Source organism: Streptomyces sp. NPDC028991 (genome assembly GCF_055564775.1).
This window is the reverse complement of the sequence record NZ_JBVHVP010000022.1, coordinates 40,233-64,513: the sequence shown is the minus strand read 5'-3', so window position 1 is coordinate 64,513 and position 24,281 is coordinate 40,233. Positions and strand designations below refer to the sequence as shown.

Here is a 24,281-nt window from a genome sequence, read left to right as displayed (position 1 = left end):
CGCCACGAAACTCACCCAGCCCCCCGCTGACATGGGAAATCGCCGTTGTGACGGCATGATTGACGGATCGTCGGACCGCCGGGTACCACTGACCCACGCTCGGCCCCGCCCCCGCCACGCCCCACCGTCACAGGAGGCCGCTTTGCGAGGATCCCCCGTCGTGCCCGCCCTGGCCACCGCGGCGCTGCTGCTGCCGCTGCTCGGCGCGGCACCGTCCGCCGCCGGCCCCTCCGGCGCACCGCCCGCCCCGGACCGCCTGCAGCGGGCGTTCGCCACCGCGGCGGCCGAGTACCACGTGCCGCAGAGCGTCCTGCTGGGCGTCTCCTACCTCCAGTCCCGCTGGGACGCGCACGCCGGTGCGCCGAGCGTGACCGGCGGCTACGGCCCGCTGCACCTCACCGACGCGCGCACGGCACTGGCCGGGGCCCCGCACCACGGGGAGGGCGCCGAGGACCCGCGCGGCGACGACGCCCGTGCCCCGCTGCACCCGGCGACGCGGGCCCCGCGGCCCACCGGCCTGCCGCCCCGGCTGACGACGCTGCCGAAGGCCGCCGAGCTGACCGGGCTGAGCCCCGACGCGCTGCGCGAGGATCCGGCGGCGAACGTGTCCGGCGGTGCCGCACTGCTCGCCGCCGCCCAGCGGGAACTGGGCGAGCCGCTCAGCGCGGATCCGGCCGACTGGTACGGGGCGGTGGCCCGCTTCTCGGGCGCGGAGGACGCCGCGACGGCGGCGGCGTACGCGAACGACGTGTACGAGGTGATCCGCGCGGGCGAGCACCGGACCACGGACGCCGGGCAGCGGGTCACCCTGGCCGCCCGCCCCGACGTGGCTCCCGACGTCTCGCGGCTGCGGGACGCGGGCCTGCGCGCCGCCTCCGCCGCCGGCACCGAGTGCCCGAAGACGGTGTCCTGCGAGTGGATCCCGGCGCCGTACGAGGAGTTCGGCGACGGCGACTACGGCAACCACGACCTGGGGGACCGGCCCGCCTCCCAGCGCATCCGGTACATCGTCGTGCACGACACGGAGGGCGCCTGGAACGGGGTCCTCGACATGGTCCAGGACCCGGCCTACGTCTCCTGGAACTACACGCTCCGCTCCACCGACGGTCACATCGCCCAGCACGTGAAGGCGAAGGACGTGGCCTGGCACGCGGGCAACTGGTACGTGAACGCGAAGTCGATCGGGCTGGAGCACGAGGGCTTCCTCGCGGACCCGGACGCCTGGTACACGGAGGCGATGTACCGCTCGTCGGCGCGGCTGGTGAAGTACCTGGCCGAGAGGTACGACATCCCGCTGGACCGGCAGCACGTCCTCGGCCACGGCAACGTCCCCGGCACCACCACCGCGACGATCCCCGGCATGCACACCGACCCGGGTCCGTACTGGGACTGGGGGCACTACTTCCGGCTGCTCGGCCGCCCCTTCGAGCCCACCGCCGGCAAGAAGTCCGGCCTGGTGACGATCCGCCCCGACTACGACGGCAACCGCCCCGAGTACACCGGCTGCGAGACGAAGGGCGAGCTCTGCGCGCCGCACGGCTCCAGCGAGGTGCGGCTGTACGCCGACCACGACGTGAACGCGCCTCTGATCAAGGACATCGGCCTGGGCACCACCCCGACGACCGGGGTGAACGACCTGTCCTCCCGGGTCTCCACGGGCCAGCAGTACGCGGTGGCCGACCGGTGGGGCGACTGGACGGCCATCTGGTACCTGGGTCAGAAGGCCTGGTTCCACGACCCGAGGAAGAACCCGGCGGCGGTGCCCGCCTCGGGCCGGGTGATCACTCCGCGGGAGGGCCTGGAGAGCGTCCCGGTGTACGGGCGCGCGTACCCGGAGAAGGCCGCCTACCCGGCGGACGTGCCCGCCCAGACCGTGTCGCCACTGCCGTACCGGCTGCTGAAGGGGCAGAAGTACGTGGTCGGTGAGAAGGTGCCCGGCGAGTACTACTACGCGGTCACCTTCGACGAGGCCTCCCACCGGGTGGTGACCGGTGCGGACGAGTACTACCAGATCCAGTACGGCCACCGGGTCGCGTACGTGCGCGCCGCCGACGTCATGCTCGCGACCGTGCGGTAGCCGCCGGATCAGCCCTGCTGGAAAAGCTCCGCCGGGAGCGGCTTCAGCAGGGTGTACAGGTCGTCGGTGATGGGGCGGTCCCAGGCGGCGATGGTCACCAGGACGCCGTCACTGCGGTCGAACTGCACGCAGGAGATCCGGCTCTCGGAGAGCTTGAGGCGGCGCACGATGAGCAGGTTGTCGCCCTGCATCACCGGTACGTCCTCGGCGCCGACGACCGTGATCTCCTCGTCGTTCTCCAGCGCGAGCAGCAGCTGGGCCACCTCGAACGGGACCTCCCCCTCCGGGACCTCGCGGGCCGGGGAGCCGGTCGGCAGGTTGCCGATGATCATCGCGGGGCCGCGGCCGCCGAACAGGTCGTAGCGCAGGAAGACACCCTGGCAGCTGCCGTCGGGCGCGGGCAGCAGGCCGGCGCCCAGGTTCCCGGGCCAGTCGCCCGGGTCCATGGCCAGTACGTCGAAGTCGGGCCCGGCGGGCGTGGCGCTGCGGCGGCGGAGGAACGACATGCCGCCATGGTACGTGGCCGGGGCCCGCGAACGGCGTGCGGGCGGGGACCGGCCGGGCCGGTGGGTGCCGTTCGGTTCTGGCCGGGGTCGCGGGGACCGCACGCACATCCGCCGCGTTGCCGTCGGTCGGGAGGCACCGTTGCCCGGAATCGGCCGATCCGAACGACACCCCCTAGCCGGTCCGCTTCTGCCGCTGGTGGTGGCGGGCCACCCGGGCCCGGTTGCCGCAGGACGGCTTGCACCACTCCTGGCGGGGATGCTCCTTCAGGAAGTAACGCACACAGCGCGGTGCGTGGCAGGCCCGCAGCCGCGGTCGGTCCGGGCCCGTGAGGAAGCCGATCACGGCCCGCGCGAGGGCCGCCGCGAGGTCGGGACCGCCGCCGTGCGCGGGCTCGGTACGTACGACGGGTCCGGCACCGTCGGCCCAGTCCAGGACAGGGACGACGGGGGTGCGGGCGGCTGCGTCGTTCAGGCACCGCAGGGCCTCGGGTACGGACGGCAGCCGGGCGGCGTCGGCGGGGCTCGGCTCGCCGGGGCGCACGGCGCGGGCGAAGAGCGCGCGGGCTGCGGCGCGCGCCTCACGGACGGCGGCCAGGGCGGGCTCGTCGGCGGTGAGGACACCGGCGTCCGGCACGGTGTCGGAGTGCGCCCGCATCCAGGTGGCGAGCCCCGCGGGATCGGTCAGGTCGTCGGCGACCCCGCCGTTCCCGTCGTGCCGGACGGTCAGTGCGAGGTCGAGGGCGATCCGGGTGTCCCTGCCGGGCGAGTCCTGCATGGGGCCGATGATAGGCACGGACCACAGGGGCCCCTGGTCGTCGCCCTTCGGGCGGAGCCCGCGTGCCGCCACCGCCGTCGGCGTCGGCCGCGCAGGCGCGCGCTCACTCCTCCGGCGGAGCCGGTGGTACCACCGCGACCGGGGACGCCGCGTGCAGCAGGACGGCGTGGGCGACCGAGCCCATCATGCGGGCCGGGGCCAGCAGGCGTCGGCGGTGGCGGCCGACGACGACCAGGTCGGCGTCGCGGGAGGCGGCGACGAGGTGCCCGGCGGCGTCGCCGGGCAGGGTGTGCGTGTCGGCCCGGACGTCTGAGTGACGTCCCCGGTACGGGGCGAGGAGGCCGTCCGCCAGGACCCGGGTCTCGCTCTCGATGGCGACCTCGTCGATCACCAGGGGCATCATCTGGCCGGCGGCGGCCCAGGTCTGCACCGGCCACGGGTAGGCGGCGATCACCTGGAGGCGGGCGCCGCGCCGCGCGGCCTCGGCGAAGGCGAAGGACAGGGTGGCGTCGTCGGGGCTGTCCACGTGCAGGCCGACGACCACCCGGGGGCCGGATTCGGACGGTGCCTCGCCGTGGACCTCGCGCCCGGGGCGGGGCACCACGACGACGGGGCACTCCGCGTCGCGGGCGGCGGCCAGGCCGTTGGAGCCGAGCAGCAGGCTGGCGAAGCCGCCGCGGCCCCGGGAGCCGAGTACCAGCAGCTGGGCGTCGATGCCCAGTTCCGGCAGTACGGCGGCCGGTACGCCCTCCATACCGACGTACTCCGTCGCCACCGCGAAGGCCCGGCCCTGAAGGTGCGCGCGGGCCTGGTCGAGCACCGGGTCATCGCCGGTGTCCGGCGGACCCGCTACCAGGACGTCCGTCTGCGCCCAGGCGGCGTACTGGCGCACATGCACCACCCGCAGGGGCGCCTCGCGCCGGTGGGCGGTGTCGAGGGCCCAGTCCAGGGCGCGCAGGCTGTCGTCCGAACCGTCGACCGCCGCGACGACCGGCAGGGTGGTGCTCATGGGTTCCTCACCTCCGGAGTACGACCGTCCCCCTCTTGGCGTCAGCCTCGCTCAGGCGTCGGCCACGAAGGGGCGCTCACGGTCGCGTGTCCGGAAAATCGGGTGGAACACCCCCGGATCGGCCGGACGTACCCCGGCCCGGCTCACTTCCGCGGCAGGCGCTTCACGTGAGGTCGAACTCCCCTTCCCGCGCTCCCGACACGAACGCGCCCCATTCCGCGGGGGTGAAGATCAGGGAGGGACTTTCCGGGCTGCCGCTGTTCCGCATGGCGATGAACCCCTCGACAAAGGCGATCTGGACATCCCCCAGTCCTCGGCTGCTGGACTGCCACTGCGCGTTGCTGAGATCCAGTTCCGGCTTGTCCCAGCCCATGAGCGGGCGCTGGTGGGTGGTGCTCTCGGCCACGTCCGTGCTCCTCCCGATTTCGTCGTCCGCGGGTCAGCCTAGCGATCGGGTCCGGGCGCCGACAGGCCACGTGACGGGTGCCTTTGGGAAGATCGGCGCCGCGGCCCCCACGCGTCACACGCGCCGGTGGTGCCCCGGTGGCCTCAGCTCTGCGCGAGGAACGCGACGTCACGCCGTACGAACCGCTGCGGACCGTCCAGCCGCGGACAGTGCCCGGCGCCCGGCCGGACGACGACCTCGGCGTGCGGAAAGACGTCGGCGCAGCGGCGGGCGAGTTCCGGCCGCGGGCCGCCGTCGAGCTCACCGGCCAGGACCAGGACCCGTGCCGCGCAGCGCGCGAGGGCGGCGCGGGTGGCGGGCGGGTCGAAGGCTTCCGGGGACAGGTGGACGCCGGCGGCCTGCGGTAGACGACTTCACCGGGTGTGCCGTCGGGCACGTCCTCGCCGTCCGCGCGGTGGCTCGCCAACTCCGCACGCCCCATTGACACGACCCGCCGCTGACAGGAAAGTTTCACTCCGCACGGCGATCCAGGAAAGATACTTTCAGCTTCGGTGGCGGGAGACTCTTCGATGGCCGGACAGGCGACGAGCGGATTCACACGGCGTCAACTGGGCGCCGGCGCCCTGGCCCTGGGCGGCGCCCTGGCCATCGCCCCGTTCGCGGCCGGGCCGGCCGAAGCGGTCGCGGACAGGGGCCGCCGCCCCACTCTGCGGCGCGGCTCCGCCGAGCGGGCCGGGCTGCTCTTCGGCCATCTGCGCCAGCTCGTCACCGACGCCGAGACGTTCCTCGGCCCCTCTCCCGAGCATCCGTGGTACGCGGGCGCCGTACTCCTCGCCGGCCGGGGCGGCACGGTGGCGCTGCACGAGCCGATCGGCATGGCGGTGCGCTACCGGGCCTACGACGAGGCGACCGACACCGGCGTCGAGTTCCCGGCCGGGCAGCAGATCCCCATGGCACGGGACACGGTGTTCGACCTCGCGTCGATCTCCAAGCTGTTCACCTCGATCCTCGCCGTGCAGCAGCTGGAACGGGGCGCGCTGGAGCTTCAGGCGCCGGTCGCCTCGTACCTGCCGGACTTCGGGCGGGCCGGCAAGCAGGACGTGACGGTGCGGCAGCTGCTGACGCACACGTCCGGCTTCCGCGCGTGGCTCCCGCTGTACAGCGCGCCCACGTACGAGGAGAAGCTGCGCCTCGTCCATGACGAGGAGCCGGTGAGTACGCCCGGCACCGCGTACTTGTACTCGGACCTGAACATGATCTCGCTCCAGCTGGTGCTGGAACGGGTCACGGGCCGCACCCTGGACGTCCTGCTGCGCGAGGAGATCACCGCCCCGCTCGGTCTCGACAGCACCCGCTACAACCCGCCCGCGTCCTGGAGACCCCGGATCGCGGCCACGGAGGACGCCCGCCTCCCCTGGTCCGGCCTCGACCGCGGGCTGGTGTGGGGCGAGGTGCACGACGAGAACGCCTACAGCCTCGGCGGCGTCGCCGGTCACGCGGGGGTGTTCTCCTGCGCGTGGGACCTGGCGGTGCTCGGCCGCACGCTGCTCAACGGCGGTTCCTACGGCCGGGCGCGCATCCTGCGGCCGGAGTCGGTCGAGCTGATGTTCACCGACTTCAACACCGACTTCCCGGGGGACGAGCACGGCCTCGGCTTCGAGCTGTACCAGCACTGGTACATGGGCGCCATGGCCACGCCGCGCACGGCCGGGCACACCGGCTTCACGGGTACCTCGCTGGTGCTCGACCCGACGACCGACTCGTTCCTGGTGGTGCTGGGCAACTCGGTGCACCCGGCGCGCGGTTGGCGCTCCGGGTCGGCTCCCAGAGTCGCGGCCGGCACCAACATGGCGCGGGCCGTGCCGGTCCGCCCCGCGCACGGGCGTACGGCCTGGTTCTCCGGGACGGCGGGTTCCGCGACGGCCACGCTCACGCTGCCCGCGCTGGACACGTCCGGCGGCGGGGCCCGGCTGCGCTGCTCCCTGTGGTGGGACACCGAACCGGGCTCGGACGCCCTCGTCCTGGAGGCGGCGACCGACGGCGGCACCACGTGGGAGCCCGTCCCGTTCACGACCACGCGCGGAGGTGAGGGGCCGCGGGAGCATCCGGAAGGCTCGGCCACCGGCTGGTCGGGCCGCGTCTGGCACCGCCTGACCGCCGGCCTCCCGGCCGCTCGCGCGCTCACGCTGCGCTGGCGGTACACGACCGACCGGCTGTACGTGGGCCGCGGGGCGTACGTCGACGGGCTGCGCGCCGAGGCGGCCGGCGACGTCCTGTTCCACGACGCGCGCCCCGCGGACGCGGCACGGATCGAGGCGGTGGGGTGGACCGCGTCGGCCGACTAGGCGGTCGCGCGTCCCCGGCGTCCGTCAGCCGTTGAAGACGGCCTTCTGCACCTCGTTCGGCCCGTCGAAGCTGTTCTCCTTCAGACCGTCGAGACGGCTCACGACCTTGTCGTCGGCCTTGTTCTTGCGGGCGCAGTCGACGAGCGACTTCTTGTCGGCCGGGTAGTCCATGCCGCTGAGGGCCTTCTGCAGGTCGATGGGGCTGAGGTCCGCCATGACAGACTCCTTGTCGTACGGGTGACAGGTGCGGAATGTCCGCTATGTCGCGGTACCCAGCCCCGTCCGACACATGCGCCCGTCAGTTCGCCGTCCGCTCCAGCACGGCCATCGCCGCGTTGTGCCCGGGAACTCCGCTGACCCCTCCCCCGCGCACCGCGCCCGCGCCGCACAGCAGCACGTTCGCCTGCCCGGTCTCCACCCCCCAGCGGCCGGTGCCCTCCTGGGCGTGGGGCCAGGACAGTTCGCGGTGGAAGATGTTGCCGCCGGGCAGGCGCAGGTCGCCCTCCAGGTCGAGCGGAGACCTGGCCTCGACGCAGGGCCGCCCGTCGGCGTCGGTCGCCAGGCAGCCCGCGAGGGGCTCGGCCAGATGGGCGTCGAGCTGGGCGAGGGTCGACTTCAGCAGTTCCTCGCGCACGCCGTCGTTGTCCCGGGCGAAGAGGCGGGCGGGCGTGTGCAGGCCGAACAGGGTGAGCGTGTGCACGCCCTCGGCGGCCAGCTCCGGACCGAGGATCGTGGGGTCGGTCAGCGAGTGGCAGTAGATCTCGGAGGGCGGGGCGGCGGGCAGTTCACCGCCGGCGGCCTGGGCATGCGCGGTGGCGAGCTGCTCGTAGCCCTCCGCGATGTGGAAGGTCCCGGCGAAGGCCTCACGCGGGTCGGCCTCGGGGTCACGCAACGCCGGCAGCCGGGTCAGCAGCATGTTGACCTTGAGCTGGGCTCCCTCGGCGGGCGGGGGCGGTGCCTGCCCCGTGAGCGCCGCCAGTTCCCGCGGAGAGGCGTTCACGAGGACGTGCCGTGCGGCGGCGACGCCCTCGCCGTCGGCCGAGCGGTAGGTGACCTCGGCCGCCCGCCCGTCCGTGTCGATCCGCACCGCCTCGTGCCCGGTGGCGAGCACGGCACCCGCGGCGCGTGCCGCGCCGGCCAGGGCGTCGGTGAGGGCGCCCATGCCGCCTACCGGCACGTCCCAGGCGCCGGTGCCGCCGCCGATCACGTGGTAGAGGAAGCAGCGGTTCTGGGTGAGGGAGGGGTCGTGGGCGTCGGCGAAGGTGCCGATCAGCGCGTCGGTGAGGGCCACCCCCCGTACCAGGTCGTCGGCGAAGTGCTCCTCGATCGCGACACCGATCGGCTCCTCGAACAGGGCTCGCCAGGCTCTCTCGTCGTCGACCCTGCGGCGCAGCTCGGCACGGGTGGGCAGCGGCTCGACGAGGGTCGGGAAGACGCGCTGGGCGACGCGGCCGGTCATCGCGTAGAACCGCTGCCAGGCCGCGTACTCCCGCTCCGAGCCGGTGAGCCGGGCGAACGACTCGCGGGTCCGCCGCTCGCCCCCGCCGACGAGGAGCCCGGTGGACCGCCCGTTCCGCTCGACGGGCGTGTACGAGGAGACGGTGCGCCCCCGCACCCGGAATTCCAGGTCCAAGTCCCGCACGATCTTCTTCGGCAGCAGGCTGACCAGGTACGAGTACCGCGACAGCCGTGCGCCGACCCCGGCGAAGGGCCGGGTGGACACCGCCGCGCCCCCGGTGTGGTCCAGGCGTTCCAGCACCAGTACGGAGCGGCCGGCACGGGCCAGGTAGGCGGCGGCGACCAGGCCGTTGTGTCCACCGCCGACGATGACGGCGTCGTAGGTGCGGGATGCGCGGGGTGCGGTGGGCGGCGTCATGGCTCTTGGTAACACGGGGCGGCGGCGGGCTGCCAGGGGTGGGGCGGCGGCCGGACGCGGGGCGAGGCGAACGCCGCGCTTCCCGCCTCGCAGGTGCCGCGTCCCGCCGCGTACCGGTTCAGCGCGCCCCCGCGCCGCGCAGTACGGCCACCCGGCGGTAGAGCTCCACGGCCTCGGCGCCGCGGCCGAGTTGTTCCAGGCAGTGGGCCTCGTCGTCGCGCCCGGTGAGGGTGTCGGGGTGGTCGGGGCCGAGGAGGCGTTCGCGGGTGGCGGCCACCCGGCGGTACTCGGTGAGGGCGGCGGACCAGCGGCCCAGCCAGCCCAGGCCGACGGCGACCTCGCGGCGGCTGACCAGCGTGTCCGGGTGGTCGGGGCCGAGCACGCGGGCGCGGATCGCGCAGACCTCGCGGGACTCGGCGAGGGCTTCCTCCCAGCGGCCGAGCCGGCCCAGGTTGACGCTCAGGCCGTGCCGGGCACGCAGGGTCTCGGGATGGTCGGCGCCCTGGGCGCGGGCACGGTCGGCGATCAGCTCCTGATACAGCGTCAGCGCCTCGTCGCTGCGGCCGAGCCGGCCGAGGCCGATGCCGATCTCGTAGCGGGCGGCGAGGGTGTCGGGGTGATCCGGGCCGAGCGCGCTCTCGCGGGCCTCGGCGACCTCCCGGTAGGTCACCAGGGCCTCCTGCCAACGGCCCAGCCGGCTGAGTTCGTAGGCCACCTCGAAGCGGGTGACCAGGGTGTCGGGATGGCCGGGACCGAGCACGCGGGCGCGGGCGGCGGCCACCTCGCGGGCCAGGCGGTGGGCGTCCTCGGGGCGGCCGAGCCGGCCGAGGTTGAAGGCGAGGTTGTGCCGGCAGCGCAGGGTGTCGGGGTGGTCGGCGCCCATGACGCGCTCACGGGCCGCGAGGACCGACGTGTAGACCTGGTGGGCGTCGGCGTACCGGCCCAGCCGGCCCAGGGTGTACGCGATCTCCTGCCGGACGGCGAGCGTGTCGGCGTGGTCGGGGCCCAGCACCCGGATCCTGGCTTCGGCGACCCGCTTGTACGCGCGTAGCGCGTCGGCGGGGCGACCCGTGCGGCTGAGGGTGAACGCGGCCTCGTAGCGGCTGGCGAGCGTGTCGGGGTGATCGGGGCCGAGCAGGCGCTCGCGCTCGCCGGCCACCGCGCGGTGCACCTCGCCCGCCTCCTCCCACCGGCCGAGCCGTCCCAGGCTCAGGCCCGCGGCGTGCCGCCCGGACAGCGCGGCGACCGCTTCGAGCGCCGGATCGGGCCGCTCGTCGGGGGCGGGTGCGGCGGCCACGCCGCCGGCGGGCCGCGGGATCCACTCGCCGGACAGGCCGGCCGCCGGGTCCGGGGGCGTGGCGTGCGCACCGGTGCCGGTCGCCTTGTGGCCGGTGGTCATGCCGTGGGTCCAGGACGGCAGCGCGGCCCGGCCTCCGACCGGCTGAAAGGTCCGGGTACGGGGCGTCGGCACGGCCGGCGCGTACACCGGTACCGCGCGTCCGGCGGTGATCCGGCGGCCCAACTCGCGGGCGTCGTCCGGGCGCTGCTCGGGCCGTTTGGCCAGCAGGTCCAGGATGATCCGGTCCAGGTAGCCGGGCAGTTCGGCGCGGTGGGTGCGAGGGGGCTCCGGCTGCGTGTCGCGGTGGCCGACGAGGATCGCCCAGGCGTCGTCGAGGTCGAAGGGCGGGACGCCGGTGGCGATCTCGTAGAGCACGCAGCCCAGTGAGTACAGGTCGCTGCGCCGGTCGACGTCGTCGCCGCCGATCTGCTCCGGCGACATGTAGTGCGGGGTGCCCATGGCGATGCCGGTGCCGGTCAGCCGGGCGGTGAACCCGACATCGTGGCCGAGCCGGGCGATGCCGAAGTCGCAGATCTTCACGGTGGCGTCGGCGAGCCGGACGATGTTCGCGGGCTTCAGGTCGCGGTGCACGATGCCCTGTTCGTGGGTGTAGGCGAGTGCGGAGGCGACCTGCTCGGCGATGTCGACGACGTCGGGCACCGGCAGCGGATGGTGTTTGTTCTCCTCCAGGAGCCGGCTCAGGTCACGGCCCTCCAGCAGCTCCATCACCAGGAAGAGCACGCCGTCCGACTCGCCGAAGTCGTGCACGACGGTCACCCCGCGGTGCTGGAGCGAGGCGGCCACCCGGGCCTCGCGCCGGAATCTCTCCCGCAGGACGCGGGTGAAGGAGTGGTCGTGCTGGGCGCCCAGTGGCTTGAGGCACTTGACGGCGACACCACGGCCCAGTGACTCGTCCCGCGCCCGCCACACCTCGCCCATGCCGCCGCGTCCGATCCGCTCCAGCAGCCGGTACCGGCCCTGGATCAGCGTGCTGTCCCCCATCTCGCTGCCCGCCCCCGTAGCAGTCCGCCCCGCCCTCCCCTGGCCGGTCCAGTATGGCGGTTTATGGTCCGAGTTTGTACGGTGCCGGGCGCGCGGCCGGCCCGAGCCGTGCCATGGCGCGCAGGATGTGTTTGGGCGGCAGCTGCCAGCGCAGACGTGCGGGAACCCCGCGCAGCAGGGTGCCCGTGGCGCGCAGCCGCCGGGTGACGGTGGCGGGTGCGGGGGCCGGTCTGCCGTAGATCTCGTGCGCGTACGGCGGTAGGGAGTCGTACGCCAGATGCGCGACCCGCCGCCACAGCAGTTCGCGCGCGGGGACCAGGAGGGGGCGGACGGGCGGGCGGAGCAGGAAGTCGTCCACCTCGTGTGCCTCGTCCCCCGCGGCCAGCTCGGGCCGTACCCGCGCGAAGTAGGCGGCCAGCTCGGCCCGGTTCGCGGGTACGGCCCCGGGGTCGAGGCCGACCAGACGGGCGCTGTGCCGGTGTTCGGCGAGGTAGCGGTCGGCGTGGGCGTCCGTGAGGGGGAACCCGGAACGGCGCAGGACGTGCAGGTAGGAGTCGATCTCTGCGCAGTGCACCCACAGGAGCAGCGCGGGTTCGTCGACGCCGTACCGCTCGCCCGTGTCCGGGTCCGTCGCACCGAGCATCCGGTGGATCTTCCGCACCCGGGCGCCGGCCCGCTCGGCGGCCTCGGTGGTGCCGTACGTCGTCGTGCCGACGAAGCCCGCGGTGCGCATCAGCCGGCCCCACGCGTCGCGCCGGAAGTCGCTGTTCTGCGTCACGCCGCGCACGGCGCGCGGATGCAGGGCCTGGAGGTACAGGGCGCGGATGCCGGCGATCCACATCATCGGGTCGCCGTGCGCCTGCCAGGTCACCGAGCCGGGTCCGAACAGTCCCGGGTCACCCGCTCGGCAGCCTGCCCGATCACCCGTCCCTGTGGCCGTCATACCGGCAGGCTAACGCCCCGCGCCCGGCGGCCCCAGGGCCTCAGCGCAGGGTGGCGAGGAACTCGCCGCAGGCCCGGGCGCAGGCCCGGCACGCCTGCGCGCTCTCCTCGGCGCCGGGGTGCCCGTCGAAGACGTGCGCGCTCTCCAGGCACACCTGCCGGCACCATTCGAGCTGGACGCGTATCGCGGCCTCGTCCACCTGGTTCTGTTCGGACAGCACCCGGCAGGTCGCGTCGCACACCTCCGCGCACATGATGCCCTTGCGCCGTACGAGTTCCTGGTTCTCGGTCCCGTCCGGGTCCACGAGGCTCGCCCGCAGCGCGCACGCCCGTGCGCACTCGGTACACGCCTGTGCGCAAGCGAAGCGGTCCTCCAGGAAGCGGAACAGTTCCTGCTGTGAAGTCGTCGTCGATGTCACACCGCGCGGGTTGCCGCTGCGGGCGGCGCCAAACCGCCGGGCCCGTTGTTCCCAAGGGTTCCGGCCCGTTTTCCGGGCGGGCTGCCGGGCACCCGTCGACTCTCGTGAAGCTGGTGACAGCGATGACGTCGACCGCACACGGAGGTGCACGACATGCCGGGACGACAGGAACTGCCGTCGACCCTCGAGCGCTCTGCCCGGGAGGCCCAGCGCACCTGGATCAAGGCCCACGACTCGGCCGTGGAGGAGTACGGCGAGGGCGAGCGCGCCCACCGGGTGGCGTACGGGGCACTGAAGCACAAGTACGAGAAGATCGGCGACCACTGGGAGCGCAAGGAGGGCGGCCGCAAGGGTCCCTCCGACCCGCAGTCCGGGCGGCCCCGCGGACAGGGCGGCCGCAGCGGCGAGGGCGTCGACGAGAAGGCCTCGAAGGAGCACCTGTACGGCGTGGCGAAGCGGTTGGGTGTCGAGGGCCGGTCGCGGATGTCGAAGGCGGATCTGCTCGCGGCGATCCGGAAGGCCAACCGTTCGCGGACGCGAGCGTCGCGGTCGGGCTGAGCTGGTTGGCGACGTGGAGCAGGGGTACCCGCGCCCCATGACCAACGCATGGATGGACCTGGCCGCGAGCTCCGCCGGGATCGGCATCGGCATCGGTGTCGCGGCCGTCGTGCTGGTGGGCCTGCTGATCGGCGCGTTCGCCTTCGGCAGTCGGCAAAAGCGCAAGGAATCTCCCCCGCCGCGGCCCGAGGAGCAGCCCCGTATGCCCGACGAGGGGCCCGTCCACGAGACGCGGGAGCGGCGGGAGCCCGACGAGATGCCCAGGAGCGACGACCGGACGCTGCCGCACGACCTCGGGCACCAGGGCAGCCGCACCGCTTCCCAGCAGGAGCGGCCCCGCTGGGACGAGGGCAGCAGCGGTTCGTTCGGCAGCGGCGGACCGGGCGGACGCTGAATCCCCGAGGATGTCGTAACAGAGGAAGTGAGAACCATGGCCGACCCCGCTCGCAACACCCTGCCGTTGCCGGACTACGACCAGCTGCCGATCGGTGGGCTGGAGAGCCGGATCCGGTCCCTGGGCGCGGAGGATGTGGAGGAACTGCTGGCGTACGAGAGGTCGCACGCCGACCGCCTCCCCGCCACGGAAGTGCTGGCGGCCCGGCTGGAGCAGCTGAAGTCGGGTGCGGAGCCGTCCTCCGGCGACCCGGACGCCGTACGCCCGGAGCAGGGGCGGAGCCGCACCGGCTCCCCCGTGTCGCCGGCGACCTCCCCGGAGCCGTTCTCCCCGCCGCCGCACGGCACCCCGGACCAGCCGGGCAAGCCGAAGGGTGACCGTACGTAGCCGTTGCGCGAACGGGCGTAGTTTCCGGCACGGACGCCGGGGAACCCATGCGCCGTGCTGTTCAAGAGGAGAAGGGCCCGCGCCGGCGCGCGGGCCCGCTACGCGGCCGAACACACCGTCAGCTGGGCCGACGGGCGCCTTCCCGTCTCCGAGGGCGGTGGGCTGCTGCGCAAGGCTTTCCCGGAGCACTGGTCGTTCCTTCTGGGCGAGATCGCCCTCTACAGCTTCGTGGTGCTGCTGCTGACCGGGGTGTGGCTGACGCTGTTCTTCAATCCGTCGATGACGGAGGTCGTCTACGACGGGTCGTACGAGCCGCTGCTCGGGCTGAGCATGTCGGAGGCGTACCGCTCGACGGTCGACATCAGTTTCGACGTGCGCGGCGGGCTGCTGATCCGGCAGCTGCACCACTGGGCCGCCCTGGTGTTCCTGTCGGCCATCGGGGTGCATCTGCTGCGCGTCTTCTTCACCGGGGCGTTCCGCCGGCCGCGTGAGGCCAACTGGCTGATCGGCGTGACACTCTTCGTGCTGGCACTGGCCGAGGGCTTCGCCGGCTACTCGCTCCCCGACGACCTGCTGTCCGGGACGGGGCTGCGCATCGCGCAGGGCATCATGCTGTCCATCCCGGTGGTGGGGACGTACGTCAGCATGTTCGTGTTCGGCGGCGAGTACCCCGGCGACGACGTGATCCCGCGGCTGTACTCGCTGCACATCCTGCTGATCCCCGGGCTGCTGCTGGCGCTGGTCACGCTCCACCTGATCCTGGTGTTCTACCTGAAGCACACCCAGTGGGCGCGCCCCGGCCGCACCAACCGCAACGCCGTGGGCAAGCCGATGTTCCCGCAGTTCCTGACGAACTCCACGGGCCTGTTCTTCATGGTCTTCGGCGTCCTGACGGTGCTCGCGGCGGTCGCGCAGATCAACCCCATCTGGGCGTACGGCCCCTACCGCCCCGACGTCATCTCCACGGGCTCGCAGCCCGACTGGTACGTGGGCTTCCTGGAGGGGGCGCTGCGGCTGATGCCGCCCTTCGAGACGGCGGTGGCGGGGCACACCGTCATGTGGAACGTGCTGGTGCCCGCGGTCGTGCTGCCGGGCGCCCTGTTCGCGGTGCTGTACGCGTACCCGTTCTTCGAACGCTGGGTGACGGGCGACCATGAGGAGCACCACCTGTGCGACCGGCCCCGGGACAAGCCCGTGCGGACCGGACTGGGCGTCGCCGCGGTCTGCTTCTACGCGGTTCTCCTCCTGGCGGGCGGCAACGACATCCTCGCCCACGTCTTCGACGTCTCGCTGAACCTGTTGACCTGGGTGTTCCGGATCTCCCTGGTACTGCTGCCGCCGATCGCCTTCATGGCGACCAAGCGTGTCTGCCTGGCGCTGCGGGAGCGGGACCGCGAGCGACTGGCCGAGGGCGAGGAGACGGGCGAGCTGCGGCAGACGCTCGCCGGCGGCTATGTCGAGAGCCACACGCCCCTCGACGCCGAGGAGCGGCACGTGCTGCGGTCGCGGACGGAGCCGGCGCCGCTCGCGCCGACGGCACCGGCCGGGGACGCGCCGCACGTGGGCCGGCTGCGGGCGACGCTCAGCGAGTGGTACTACGACGACCGGGTCGACGCGGAGGAGGCGGAGCCCGAGCCGGATTCCTCCCCGGGCGAGCTGGAGCGCTGAGTGTCTCCCCGGCCCGCGTACTGGAAGACGAGGCCGAAGACGGCCGGGGCGAGCACACCGAAGCCGATCAGCGTGAGCCACAGGCCGTAGACGATGCCGAGCGCGAGGACGACCGCGCCCAGGGCGGCGACGATGGGCCAGGGGCTGTGCGGCGGGAAGAACTCCAGCGGACCCGCGGTCTCGCCGACCTCCGCGTCGCCGCGGTCCTGGGCCCGCAGGCCGCGCTTGCGGTACTGCACGCGCAGGAAGAACGCGACGAGCGAGGCCATCAGGAAGGCGAGGGTCAGTGCGGCGGTACCGGCGGGCTCCTCGGAGAACCAGCCGTAACCGGCCGCGGTGACGGCGAAGAAGGCCGCCACGCCGGTGAACAGACGGGCTTCGGTCCTCACTACTGCTTCCTCTGCTCGTGCCTCTGGTCGTGCCGGCCGATGCCGGGGTGGTGCAGGTCGAATGCCGGTGACTCGGAGCGGACTCGGGGCAGCGACGTGAAGTTGTGCCGAGGGGGCGGGCAGCCGGTGGCCCATTCGAGGGAACGGCCGTAGCCCCAGGGGTCGTCGTGCTCCACCTTCGGGCCGTACTGGCGGGTGCGCCACACGTTGTAGAGGAACGGCAGTGTGGAGAGGCCGAGCAGGAAGGCGCCGATGGAGCTGACGGTGTTCAGCGTCGTGAAGCCGTCCGCGGCCAGGTAGTCGGCGTAGCGGCGCGGCATGCCCTGCTGGCCGAGCCAGTGCTGGACCAGGAACGTGGTCTGGAAGCCGACGAAGAGCGTCCAGAAGTGGATCTTCCCGAGGCGTTCGTCGAGCAGCTTGCCGGTGAACTTCGGCCACCAGAAGTAGAAGCCGGCGAACATCGCGAAGACGACGGTGCCGAACAGCACGTAGTGCAGGTGGGCGACGATGAAGTACGAGTCCGTCAGGTGGAAGTCCAGGGGCGGGGAGGCGATGAGGACACCGCTCATGCCGCCCAGCAGGAACGTCATCAGGAAGCCGAACGACCACAGCATGGGTGTCTCGAAGGAGAGGGAGCCGCGCATCATCGTGCCGATCCAGTTGAAGAACTTCACGCCCGTCGGCACCGCGATGAGGAACGACATCAGGGAGAAGAACGGCAGCAGCACGGCGCCGGTGGCGAACATGTGGTGGGCCCACACCACGGCGGACAGCATCGTGATCGCGATGGTGGCGCCGACCAGGCTGACGTAGCCGAAGATCGGCTTGCGGCTGAACACGGGGATGATCTCGGAGACGATGCCGAAGAACGGCAGCGCGACGATGTACACCTCAGGATGGCCGAAGAACCAGAACAGGTGCTGCCACAGCAGCGCCCCGCCGTTCGCGGCGTCGAAGATGTGCGCTCCGAACTTCCGGTCGGCCTCCAGCGCGAGCAGCGCGGCGGTGAGGACGGGGAAGGCCGGCAGCACCAGGATCGACGTGAAGAGCACGTTCCAGGTGAAGATCGGCATCCGGAACATGGTCATGCCGGGGGCGCGCAGACACAGGATGGTGGTGATGAAGTTGACCGCGCCGAGGGTGGTGGACACGCCGGTGACCACCAGTCCCATGGTCCACAGGTCGCCGCCCGTGCCGGGGCTGAACACCGCGTTGTTCAGCGGCGCGTAGGCGAACCAGCCGAAGGCGGCCGCTCCCCCGGGCGTCAGGAACCCGGCCACCACCATCAGGCCGCCGAACAGGTACAGCCAGTACGAGAGCGCGTTGAGCCGGGGGAACGCCACGTCCGGGGCGCCGATCTGCAACGGCATGATCGCGTTGGCGAACCCGGCGAAGAGGGGGGTCGCGAACAGCAGCATCATGATCGTGCCGTGGACGGTGAAGAGCTGGTTGTACTGGTGGGCGGTGACCAGTTGGAGTCCCGGGCGGGCCAGTTCACTGCGCATCAGCAGGGCGAGGACGCCGCCGAAGAGGAAGAAGCCGAAGGACGTCGTCATGTAGAGGTTGCCGATCACCTTGTGATCGGTCGTCGTCGCCCACCGGGCCAGCGCCCGCCCGAGCGTGCGATTCGTCCGCTGCCGCGCCGGTTCCCGGCGCGGCGGCTCGGTCCTCCTGTCCACCGCCATGCGGCGGAGGGTACCCAGGCGCCCGGGAGTCAGACGCACGGCCACGCCGGGACCTGCGTCAGGCGCCCGGCCCGTCCTCCGCGCGGAAGACGTCCTCGGTGTGTTCACCCAGTTCAGGCGGTGCGAGCCGGTAGCTCGCCGGGGTGGCACCGAGACGGATCGGATGGGCCACCTGGCGGGTACCCGCGACGTCCACCACGGCCTCCACGCCCAGCCGTTCGGCGTAGGCGAAGGCCTCGTCGAGGGCGTTGACCGGACCGGCCGGCACGCCGGCCGCGGGCAGCACCTCGGCCCAGTGGCCGGCGGTGCGGGTACGCAGCCGGTCCTGGAGGAGGGGGCGCAGTTCGCCGCGGTGGGCCACGCGGTCCGGGTTGGTGCGGAACCGCGCGTCGTCGGCGAGTTCCGGTGCGCCGAGCAGCGCGGCCAGCGCGGCGAACTGCCGGTCGTTGCCGACCGCGAGGGCGATCGGCCGGTCCGCCGTGGGGAAGGTCTCGTACGGGGCGATGCTCGGGTGGGCGTTGCCCAGCCGGGCCGGTACGGCGCCCGCCGCGACGTAGCCGGCGGCCTGGTTGGCCATCGCCGACAGCAGCGAGCCGAGCAGGCTGACCTCGACGAGCTGCCCCTCTCCGGTGCGCTCGCGGTGGCGGAGGGCGGCGAGGATACCGACCGTGGCATGCAGTCCGGTGATGACGTCGACGAGGGCCACGCCGGTCTTGGTCGGTTCCCCGTCGGGTTCCGGTTGCCCCGTGACGCTCATCAGCCCGCCCACGGCCTGCACCAGCAGGTCGTAGCCGGGCAGCCCGGCGCCCGCCCCGGTGCCGAAGCCGGTGACGGAGCAGTAGACGAGCCGCGGGTCGGCGGCGAGGAGTTCCTCGTGACCGAGGCCGAGCTTGTCCATGGTGCCGGGGCGGAAGTTCTCCACCACGACGTCCGAGGCGGCGATCAGCGCACGGGCCCGGTCCCGTCCGTCCCCGGTGGTGAGGTCGAGGGTGACGGACCGCTTGTTGCGGTTGACGCCCAGGAAGTACGTGGAGGTACCGGAGGCGTCGGCGGGCGGTCGCCAGGCCCGGGTGTCGTCGCCGGTGCCGGGCCGCTCCACCTTGACGACCTCGGCACCCAGGTCGGCGAGGAGCATCGTGGCGTACGGTCCGGCCAGCACTCGGGAGAAGTCCGCGATGCGCACGCCCTGAAGGGCTCCCGTGCCGTGCGGGTCGTGTGTGCCGTGGTCGGCGGGCGGGGTGTTCCTGGGCATGGCGCGGCTCCTCGTCCGGGTCCGGTTGGCGGCGTCCGGTCTCCTGACCGGCATGCGCGCTCGCCGGTGTCCTCACACGTGACCTGCGCCACGCGCACGCGGGTCCGGAGCGGACGGCGCCGGGTCCGGGCCCGCGTGCGGTCGCTGGTTGCTGGTTGCTGGTTACTGGTTGCTGGTTGCTGGTTGCTGGTTGCTGGTTGCCGACTACGACGCGTCGAGTACGGTACCGGTCAGCACCGGGCCTTGCGGCTCGCCCTCGTCGTCGAGGCTTCGGAAGCCGATGTACTCCGTGGGCTCCGTGACGGCGTCGCGGACCGTGGGCACCGTCACCTCGGCGTCCGACTCCCCGGGCGGGACCGAGGCCCACAGCGAGAAGTACTCCAGCCCGGACAGCGGGACCTCGCCGTCGGGGATCTCCCCCACCGTCTCCAGCAGCCAGTCACGGTCGACGTCCTTGGTGGACAACTCGGGACGGGCGTCGTCCGGCACCGCGACCAGCGCCGTGCCCAGGTCCACGTCGGCGGGCTCGGACAGCGAGACCCGCCAGCGCAGCGGCTGTCCCTCGGTGACTTCGTCGGCGACCGGCGTCACACTGATCCTCGGCATCGGGTCGTCGTTCTCGACCGTGACGCCGCCGGCGTAGGAGCCGATGACCGAGCCTCGTACCGCTTTCACGAGCACGTCGTGGGAGGTGTCCCAGGCGTACCGTTCGTTGCCCGTCACCTTCACGGTGACGTCGATGCCCGGGCTGCCCGGACGGACGGTCACCAGGCGGTCCTCGGTCACCCCCGTCGCCGGGTCCGTGACGTACATCCTGACCGTGCCGCCGCCCTTGCCGACGACGCGCACTGGCACGCAGTGGATCCGCACGCCCTCGTCGCCCTCCTCGACCTTCGTCCGGCCGATGTCGACACGGGCCAGCGGGGCGGGCCGCACCTGGGGAGTGCCCGCCTGCCACGCGTAGGCGTCCATCAGCCACGCCTGGCCCGCGCGGGAACGCGGCGTCAGTTCCAGCGAGGCGATACGGCGCAGGTCGACTCCGGCGCGGCCGGCGGCGGTGAGCGGTACGCGCAGTTCCTGCGCCCAGTAGGACGCGGTGCGTTCACTGCCCGGCAGTCCGTCGGCGCGGACGCGGCCGAGGGTGGCACGCCTGCCTTCGGTGTCGGTGACGGAGACGTCGAGCCGGGTGCCGCTGCTGCCCGGCGGCACGATGACACGCAGGGCGAGGCTCTTCGCGCCCTTCAGGGAGACGGGTCCGCCGGGACGGATACGGGTCGCGGTACCCGGAGCCGACCAGTCGAGGGCGATCGCGCTGCGGCCCACCTCGCGTTCCGGCCGCCAGTACGCGAAGTGCGGCGAGGAACCGCGCGCGTCCTCGCCGAGGCAGGCGGTTTCCGGGTCGGGGTCGATCGCGGAGCACAGGCGTCCACCGGTCACCTTCACCCCGCCGTCCGGCAGGAATCCGGGGCCGCGGCCGGCGCCGACCGCGTGCGTCAGCACGCGCGCGGGGCCGGCCGAGGGGGCGCGGCGGCCCGTGCCGTCGATCAGCTCGCGCACCCGGTCGTCACCGGCGACGAACAGCCGTGCGGCGGCGGCGATGTAGGTCGCGCCGGCCCGGTGCTGCTGCTCGGCGGTGAGCCTCGTCGGGCTGCCCACGGAGCAGACCGGGTCGCGGTCCTCGGGGTCGTCCCAGAAGTCGTCGAAGGCGGGCGCCTGGGCTTGGCCGGGCGTCCACTCGCTGTTGAAGTAGTTGTGGTTCGCGCCGGTGATGTGGACCGCGCTGTGCAGCGCCCGGCCCCGGCTCACCCCGCGGGTGCCGTCGACGTAGAGCTGCCCCTGGAGGTCGGAGACGTCGCCGTCGCAGCCCGGCAGGATCGTCAGCGACGGCACGTCGGGGACCGGGTTCTGGCCGAAGGCGGTCGGGCCGATGAGTACGGTGCCCCGGATGTTCCAGCGGGCCCGCCCCCGGTGGCCGTCCTGGCTCGCGGGCGGCGGGTAGAGGCTGTCCATCGCGGCCCGGTCGACTCCTTCGCCGCCACGCGAGTGGCCGACGAGCAGGACACGGGACAGGTCGACCTTCGGGCCCCGGCGTACGGCCGCCGGGGCGGTGGCGGATCCGGCGGCCCAGTCCGCCCAGCGGGCCAGGTGCGAGCGCACCAGCGAGGAGCGGGCCTGGGCGCCGCCGTCCTCGACGTCGCCGTCCTGGCCGTTGATTCCGTTGGCGGAGATCGAGACGGTCACGTAGCCCTGGGAGGCGAGCAGCTGCTGGTCCTGGCGGTAGCCGCGGTGGCTGGGGATGGGCCGGGTGCCGTCGGCACAGGGCCAGTCGATGGTGACGGCCTCCTCGCCCTGGCCGGGGACGTAGCAGGTGGCGTGGCGGCCGTGCAGGAAGAGGGCGAGCGGGCGCTTTCCGGTCGCTCCCTCGGGGGCGACCACCAGGCCGCGCATCTCGACCGGGGCGGGGAGACCCGGCAGCCGGACCGGGTCGAGCGTGTACTCGCCGGTGGTCGTGGCGAACCGGCCGGGTCTGCCCGGGTCGACGGTGCCGGCGGGGAGCCGGGGCGGGAGTTTCGCCGGGGGTGAGTCGGTGCGGCGGCGCTCGCGGGCGGCGGCACCGGGCTCCTCGTCCAGCCGGCGGCCGGCGGCGAGGACCTGGAGGTCCGTCAGCCCGTTCAGGGCGGCCGGTTCCGTGTCGTCCAGGGGTAAGCGGAAGGTCCGGCCGTCCTCGTCCGGTTCCGGTACGCCGAGCAGGCGGCCGTCGGTGTGGAACTCCACCCGTGCGTCGCCGGGCGGGACGGCCCGCGGGGAGCGCCACTCCAGGGCTCTCGCCTGATCGGTGCCGGTGATCCGCCAGCCGGGCGGCAGTTCGGCGGTGCCGTTCGGTGCCGACCGCGCGGAGGCGGCGGGCGGCAGGGCGTGGGCCGCGGCGGGTGCCGCTCCCAGCAGAGTCAGGACCGCTATGGCGGCGGCCCATGTCTTTCGCGCACGTATCAAGAATCCGCTCCTCAATACCTCGGGGCGGGGCTCCGCCGGTGCGGAAGCCCCTCGTTGGAGGAGGAGGGTGAGGAGATCCTTCGGGTTGCCTGTGTGACGTCAGCCGCCGCGGCCGCCCGCCTCACGGGCCTCGCCGGTCGGGCAGTCCTCGCTGGACCGGCCCGCCAGCCGGCCGCCGGGCTGCTCCACGGTCACCTGCGCGCTCCCCAGCACCGGGTCCTGGCGCAGCCGCGCGACGGCGACCGTGCAGGCCAGCTGGTCGACGGCCGTGTCGCTGAGGCTCCCGACGCTCCCCGGCAACTGGACGACGACCGCCGCTCCGTCGGTCCGGATGGTGGGCGCCACGACGGCCGGCGGCAGTTCGGTCGTCAGCCCCTCGTTCCGTTCCTGCTCGTCCGGTCCCTGGAACAGCATGAGCACGGTGCTGCCGAGGTCGGTCGCGCCGGGCACCGTGCGGGGTACGGCCACCAGAGCGCCGTCCGTGACGAAGTAGAGGGGGACCGTGATGCCGGGCACGACCGCGGATTCGGTCGGTGACGGGACGGATGTGCGGCCGGGCTGCAGGACGCCGGTCGCGGGTTCGCCCGCCTCGACCACACCGGTCGCGGGGATGCCGCAGGCGGAGAGCGGGAGCAGCGCCGCCGCGAGCAGGAGGGGGAGCCGGCGTCGGTGACCGCCGCCGGCCGGTCTCACGCCCGCCCCCGTGGGGGACGCCGGTGCTGGCGCCGGCGGGTGGTTCATGGCTGTTCCGTTCATGGCTGTTCCTCCTTCGCCGCTCGCGTCACCCGTTCCTCCGCCCCGTCCGGTCGCAGAGGGAGGACGACCGTGAAGACGGCGCCGCCGTCCGGATGGTTCGCCGCCCGTAGGGTGCCGCCGTGCAGGCGTACGTTCTCGGTGGTGATGGCCAGCCCGAGGCCGCTGCCCTCGCTCCGGGTGCGGGCGCTGTCCGACTTGTAGAAGCGGTCGAAGACATGCGGCAGGACGCTGTCGGGGATGCCGTCCCCGGCGTCCCTGACCTCCACGACCGCCTGCCTTCCCGCCTGCGGGTCGTCCTCGGCGCGAAGGCGCAGGCGGACGGGGGGAGCGCCGTGCCGGAGGGCGTTGGCGACGAGGTTCGCGACGACGACGTCGAGGCGGCGCGGGTCGACCCGGCCGCGCAGCGCGCCCGGTTCCGGCAGGCCGGTCTCCACGGTGTCCAGCCAGCCGCGGGAGGCGAGCGTGCGCCGTACGGACTCGGCGAGGTCGATCTCGTCCAGGTGCAGGGCGGCCGCGCCCGCGTCGAACCGGGAGATCTCCATCAGGTCGTCCACCAGGCCGGCCAGCTTCGTGGTCTCCTCGCTGATGAGGCGCACCGCCATCGCGGTGTCCTCGTCGAGGCCGGCCGCGTCCTCGTCCAGTACGTCCGTCACCGCCGACATCGCCGCGAGCGGGGTGCGCAGTTCGTGCGAGACGTCCGCGGCGAAGCGACGCGCGCCGGCCTCCATGCGCCGTAGTTCGGCCACCGACCCCTCCAGCGCGGTGGCCGTCTCGTTGAAGGTGCGGGACAGGTCGGCGAGTTCGTCGGAGCCCTGCACCGCGAGCCGGGTGTCCAGGCGTCCCTCGGCGATACTGCGGGTCGCCCGCCGCAGCGCCCGCACGGGCCGCAGTACCCCGCGCGCGGCCAGGAGGGCGATCAGCACGGCCAGGGCCAGGGCGGGCACGGTGGCGCGTTCGATGGCGGTGACCAGCGCGTCGACGTAACCCTGCTCCTCGCGCTGCGGCACGGTCAGGTAGACCTCCAGTCCGGAGGCGCGCCGTTGGGTGCCGTACTCGCCCGCGAAGGTGACGGGCATGCCGACGACCAGGGCGGAGTGGCCGTCCCGCGTCACCCGCTGGAAGACGGTGGCGCGGCGGGTGCGCACGGACTCGCGCATCGCCGGGGACAGTTCCCGGAACGAGTCCCCCGGGTCGGAGGTGGCACTCGCGCCCTGGTAGGCGACCAGCACCCGCCAGTTCTGGGACCGACCGCCACGCGACACGTCGGTGGCGAACGACAGCAGGTCCAACTCGCCTGGCGGGAACCGGTAGTTGGGGACCAGGGTGTTGACCCGGTGCCGGAAGTCCTCGATCACGGTGTCCTGGCTCTGCTGCAGGACGCCGGTACGTGCCTCGCGGAAGGTCAGCGCGCCGGTGGTCACCGTGGCCACGACGGCGACGAGGGTGAAGGCCACCACCAACCGCACGCGCAGGCCGCTCAGCGCGCGCAGCACCCGGGGGAC

The 24,281-nt window shown here is 73.3% G+C and carries 21 protein-coding genes and 1 pseudogene; 6 read left to right on the top strand and 16 right to left on the bottom strand.

All coding sequences use genetic code 11. The annotated features are described in order from the left end of the window. The first annotated feature begins 55 nt into the window (after positions 1–55). Positions 56–2,077, top strand: coding sequence for an N-acetylmuramoyl-L-alanine amidase (locus ACZ4V1_RS30040; RefSeq protein ID WP_468342216.1), 2,022 nt, complete (start codon positions 56–58; stop codon positions 2,075–2,077). Between the two features lie 8 nt (positions 2,078–2,085). Here ACZ4V1_RS30040 and ACZ4V1_RS30035 read toward each other — a convergent pair whose 3' ends face one another. The 5 genes and pseudogenes from ACZ4V1_RS30035 to ACZ4V1_RS30015 form a co-directional block, all read right to left on the bottom strand. Continuing rightward, on the bottom strand, positions 2,086–2,583 hold the full coding sequence (locus ACZ4V1_RS30035; protein ID WP_468342213.1) for a hypothetical protein: 498 nt from the start codon (positions 2,581–2,583) through the stop codon (positions 2,086–2,088). Positions 2,584–2,755: 172 nt separating this feature from the next. Then, entirely contained in the window at positions 2,756–3,358 is a 603-nt protein-coding gene (locus ACZ4V1_RS30030; protein ID WP_468342210.1) for a CGNR zinc finger domain-containing protein, read from the bottom strand. 103 nt (positions 3,359–3,461) lie between these two features. Beyond that, positions 3,462–4,367: a universal stress protein gene (locus tag ACZ4V1_RS30025; protein ID WP_468342207.1), complete on the bottom strand. Its 906-nt coding sequence runs from the start codon at positions 4,365–4,367 to the stop codon at positions 3,462–3,464. A gap of 163 nt (positions 4,368–4,530) precedes the next feature. Continuing rightward, a complete protein-coding gene (locus ACZ4V1_RS30020; protein ID WP_043377340.1) occupies positions 4,531–4,773 on the bottom strand; it encodes a DUF397 domain-containing protein in 243 nt (80 codons plus the stop codon). A 143-nt stretch (positions 4,774–4,916) separates the two neighbouring features. Next, positions 4,917–5,171 (bottom strand): annotated as a pseudogene (locus ACZ4V1_RS30015) (alpha/beta fold hydrolase); the annotation flags it as partial. Between the two features lie 171 nt (positions 5,172–5,342). Between ACZ4V1_RS30015 and ACZ4V1_RS30010 the strand changes: the two are divergent. After that, positions 5,343–7,118: a serine hydrolase domain-containing protein gene (locus ACZ4V1_RS30010; protein WP_468342204.1), complete on the top strand. Its 1,776-nt coding sequence runs from the start codon at positions 5,343–5,345 to the stop codon at positions 7,116–7,118. Positions 7,119–7,142: 24 nt separating this feature from the next. Here the strand turns inward: ACZ4V1_RS30010 and ACZ4V1_RS30005 are convergent, their stop codons facing one another. The 5 genes from ACZ4V1_RS30005 to ACZ4V1_RS29985 form a co-directional block, all read right to left on the bottom strand. After that, positions 7,143–7,334, bottom strand: coding sequence for a DUF2795 domain-containing protein (locus ACZ4V1_RS30005; RefSeq protein ID WP_055420399.1), 192 nt, complete (start codon positions 7,332–7,334; stop codon positions 7,143–7,145). 82 nt (positions 7,335–7,416) lie between these two features. Beyond that, entirely contained in the window at positions 7,417–8,994 is a 1,578-nt protein-coding gene (locus tag ACZ4V1_RS30000) for a phytoene desaturase family protein (RefSeq protein ID WP_468342200.1), read from the bottom strand. Between the two features lie 118 nt (positions 8,995–9,112). Then, the gene (locus ACZ4V1_RS29995; protein ID WP_468342197.1) at positions 9,113–11,335 is read right to left on the bottom strand and encodes a serine/threonine-protein kinase; all 2,223 of its coding nucleotides are present in this window, start codon (positions 11,333–11,335) and stop codon (positions 9,113–9,115) included. A 61-nt stretch (positions 11,336–11,396) separates the two neighbouring features. Beyond that, complete coding sequence (locus tag ACZ4V1_RS29990) at positions 11,397–12,278, bottom strand: oxygenase MpaB family protein (protein WP_468342194.1); 882 nt, start codon at positions 12,276–12,278, stop codon at positions 11,397–11,399. Between the two features lie 40 nt (positions 12,279–12,318). After that, the gene (locus tag ACZ4V1_RS29985) at positions 12,319–12,696 is read right to left on the bottom strand and encodes a four-helix bundle copper-binding protein (protein ID WP_468342191.1); all 378 of its coding nucleotides are present in this window, start codon (positions 12,694–12,696) and stop codon (positions 12,319–12,321) included. 153 nt (positions 12,697–12,849) lie between these two features. On the opposite strand from ACZ4V1_RS29985, the gene ACZ4V1_RS29980 reads away from it, so the two are divergent. Genes ACZ4V1_RS29980 through qcrB form a run of 4 tightly spaced genes read left to right on the top strand, consistent with a single transcriptional unit; the run spans position 12,850 to position 15,703 of the window. Further along, positions 12,850–13,254: a ChaB family protein gene (locus ACZ4V1_RS29980; protein ID WP_468342189.1), complete on the top strand. Its 405-nt coding sequence runs from the start codon at positions 12,850–12,852 to the stop codon at positions 13,252–13,254. Positions 13,255–13,291: 37 nt separating this feature from the next. Continuing rightward, positions 13,292–13,648, top strand: a complete 357-nt coding sequence (locus ACZ4V1_RS29975; RefSeq protein WP_468342186.1) for a DUF6479 family protein — start codon at positions 13,292–13,294, stop codon at positions 13,646–13,648. Positions 13,649–13,684: 36 nt separating this feature from the next. After that, positions 13,685–14,035, top strand: a complete 351-nt coding sequence (locus tag ACZ4V1_RS29970) for a DUF8129 domain-containing protein (protein ID WP_468342183.1) — start codon at positions 13,685–13,687, stop codon at positions 14,033–14,035. Between the two features lie 54 nt (positions 14,036–14,089). Then, positions 14,090–15,703 carry a cytochrome bc1 complex cytochrome b subunit gene (gene qcrB, locus ACZ4V1_RS29965; RefSeq protein WP_468342180.1) on the top strand — a complete coding sequence of 538 codons (1,614 nt, stop codon included), beginning with the start codon at positions 14,090–14,092 and terminating at the stop codon, positions 15,701–15,703. Here qcrB and ctaF read toward each other — a convergent pair. The 6 genes from ctaF to ACZ4V1_RS29935 form a co-directional block, all read right to left on the bottom strand. Beyond that, on the bottom strand, positions 15,631–16,092 hold the full coding sequence (ctaF, locus tag ACZ4V1_RS29960) for an aa3-type cytochrome oxidase subunit IV (protein WP_468342177.1): 462 nt from the start codon (positions 16,090–16,092) through the stop codon (positions 15,631–15,633). The two genes, qcrB and ctaF, sit on opposite strands and share 73 nt — an antisense overlap. After that, complete coding sequence (gene ctaD, locus ACZ4V1_RS29955; RefSeq protein WP_468342174.1) at positions 16,092–17,777, bottom strand: aa3-type cytochrome oxidase subunit I; 1,686 nt, start codon at positions 17,775–17,777, stop codon at positions 16,092–16,094. The genes ctaF and ctaD overlap by 1 nt, the downstream gene beginning before the upstream one ends. 58 nt (positions 17,778–17,835) lie before the next feature. Continuing rightward, the gene (locus ACZ4V1_RS29950; RefSeq protein WP_468342171.1) at positions 17,836–19,029 is read right to left on the bottom strand and encodes a CaiB/BaiF CoA transferase family protein; all 1,194 of its coding nucleotides are present in this window, start codon (positions 19,027–19,029) and stop codon (positions 17,836–17,838) included. 204 nt (positions 19,030–19,233) lie between these two features. Next, positions 19,234–22,023, bottom strand: a complete 2,790-nt coding sequence (locus tag ACZ4V1_RS29945; RefSeq protein ID WP_468342168.1) for an alpha/beta hydrolase — start codon at positions 22,021–22,023, stop codon at positions 19,234–19,236. A gap of 99 nt (positions 22,024–22,122) precedes the next feature. Beyond that, positions 22,123–22,779, bottom strand: a complete 657-nt coding sequence (locus ACZ4V1_RS29940) for a GerMN domain-containing protein (protein WP_468342165.1) — start codon at positions 22,777–22,779, stop codon at positions 22,123–22,125. After that, entirely contained in the window at positions 22,776–24,272 is a 1,497-nt protein-coding gene (locus ACZ4V1_RS29935) for an ATP-binding protein (RefSeq protein ID WP_468342162.1), read from the bottom strand. Before ACZ4V1_RS29935 ends, ACZ4V1_RS29940 begins: the two co-directional genes overlap by 4 nt. Between the last annotated feature and the right edge of the window lie 9 nt (positions 24,273–24,281).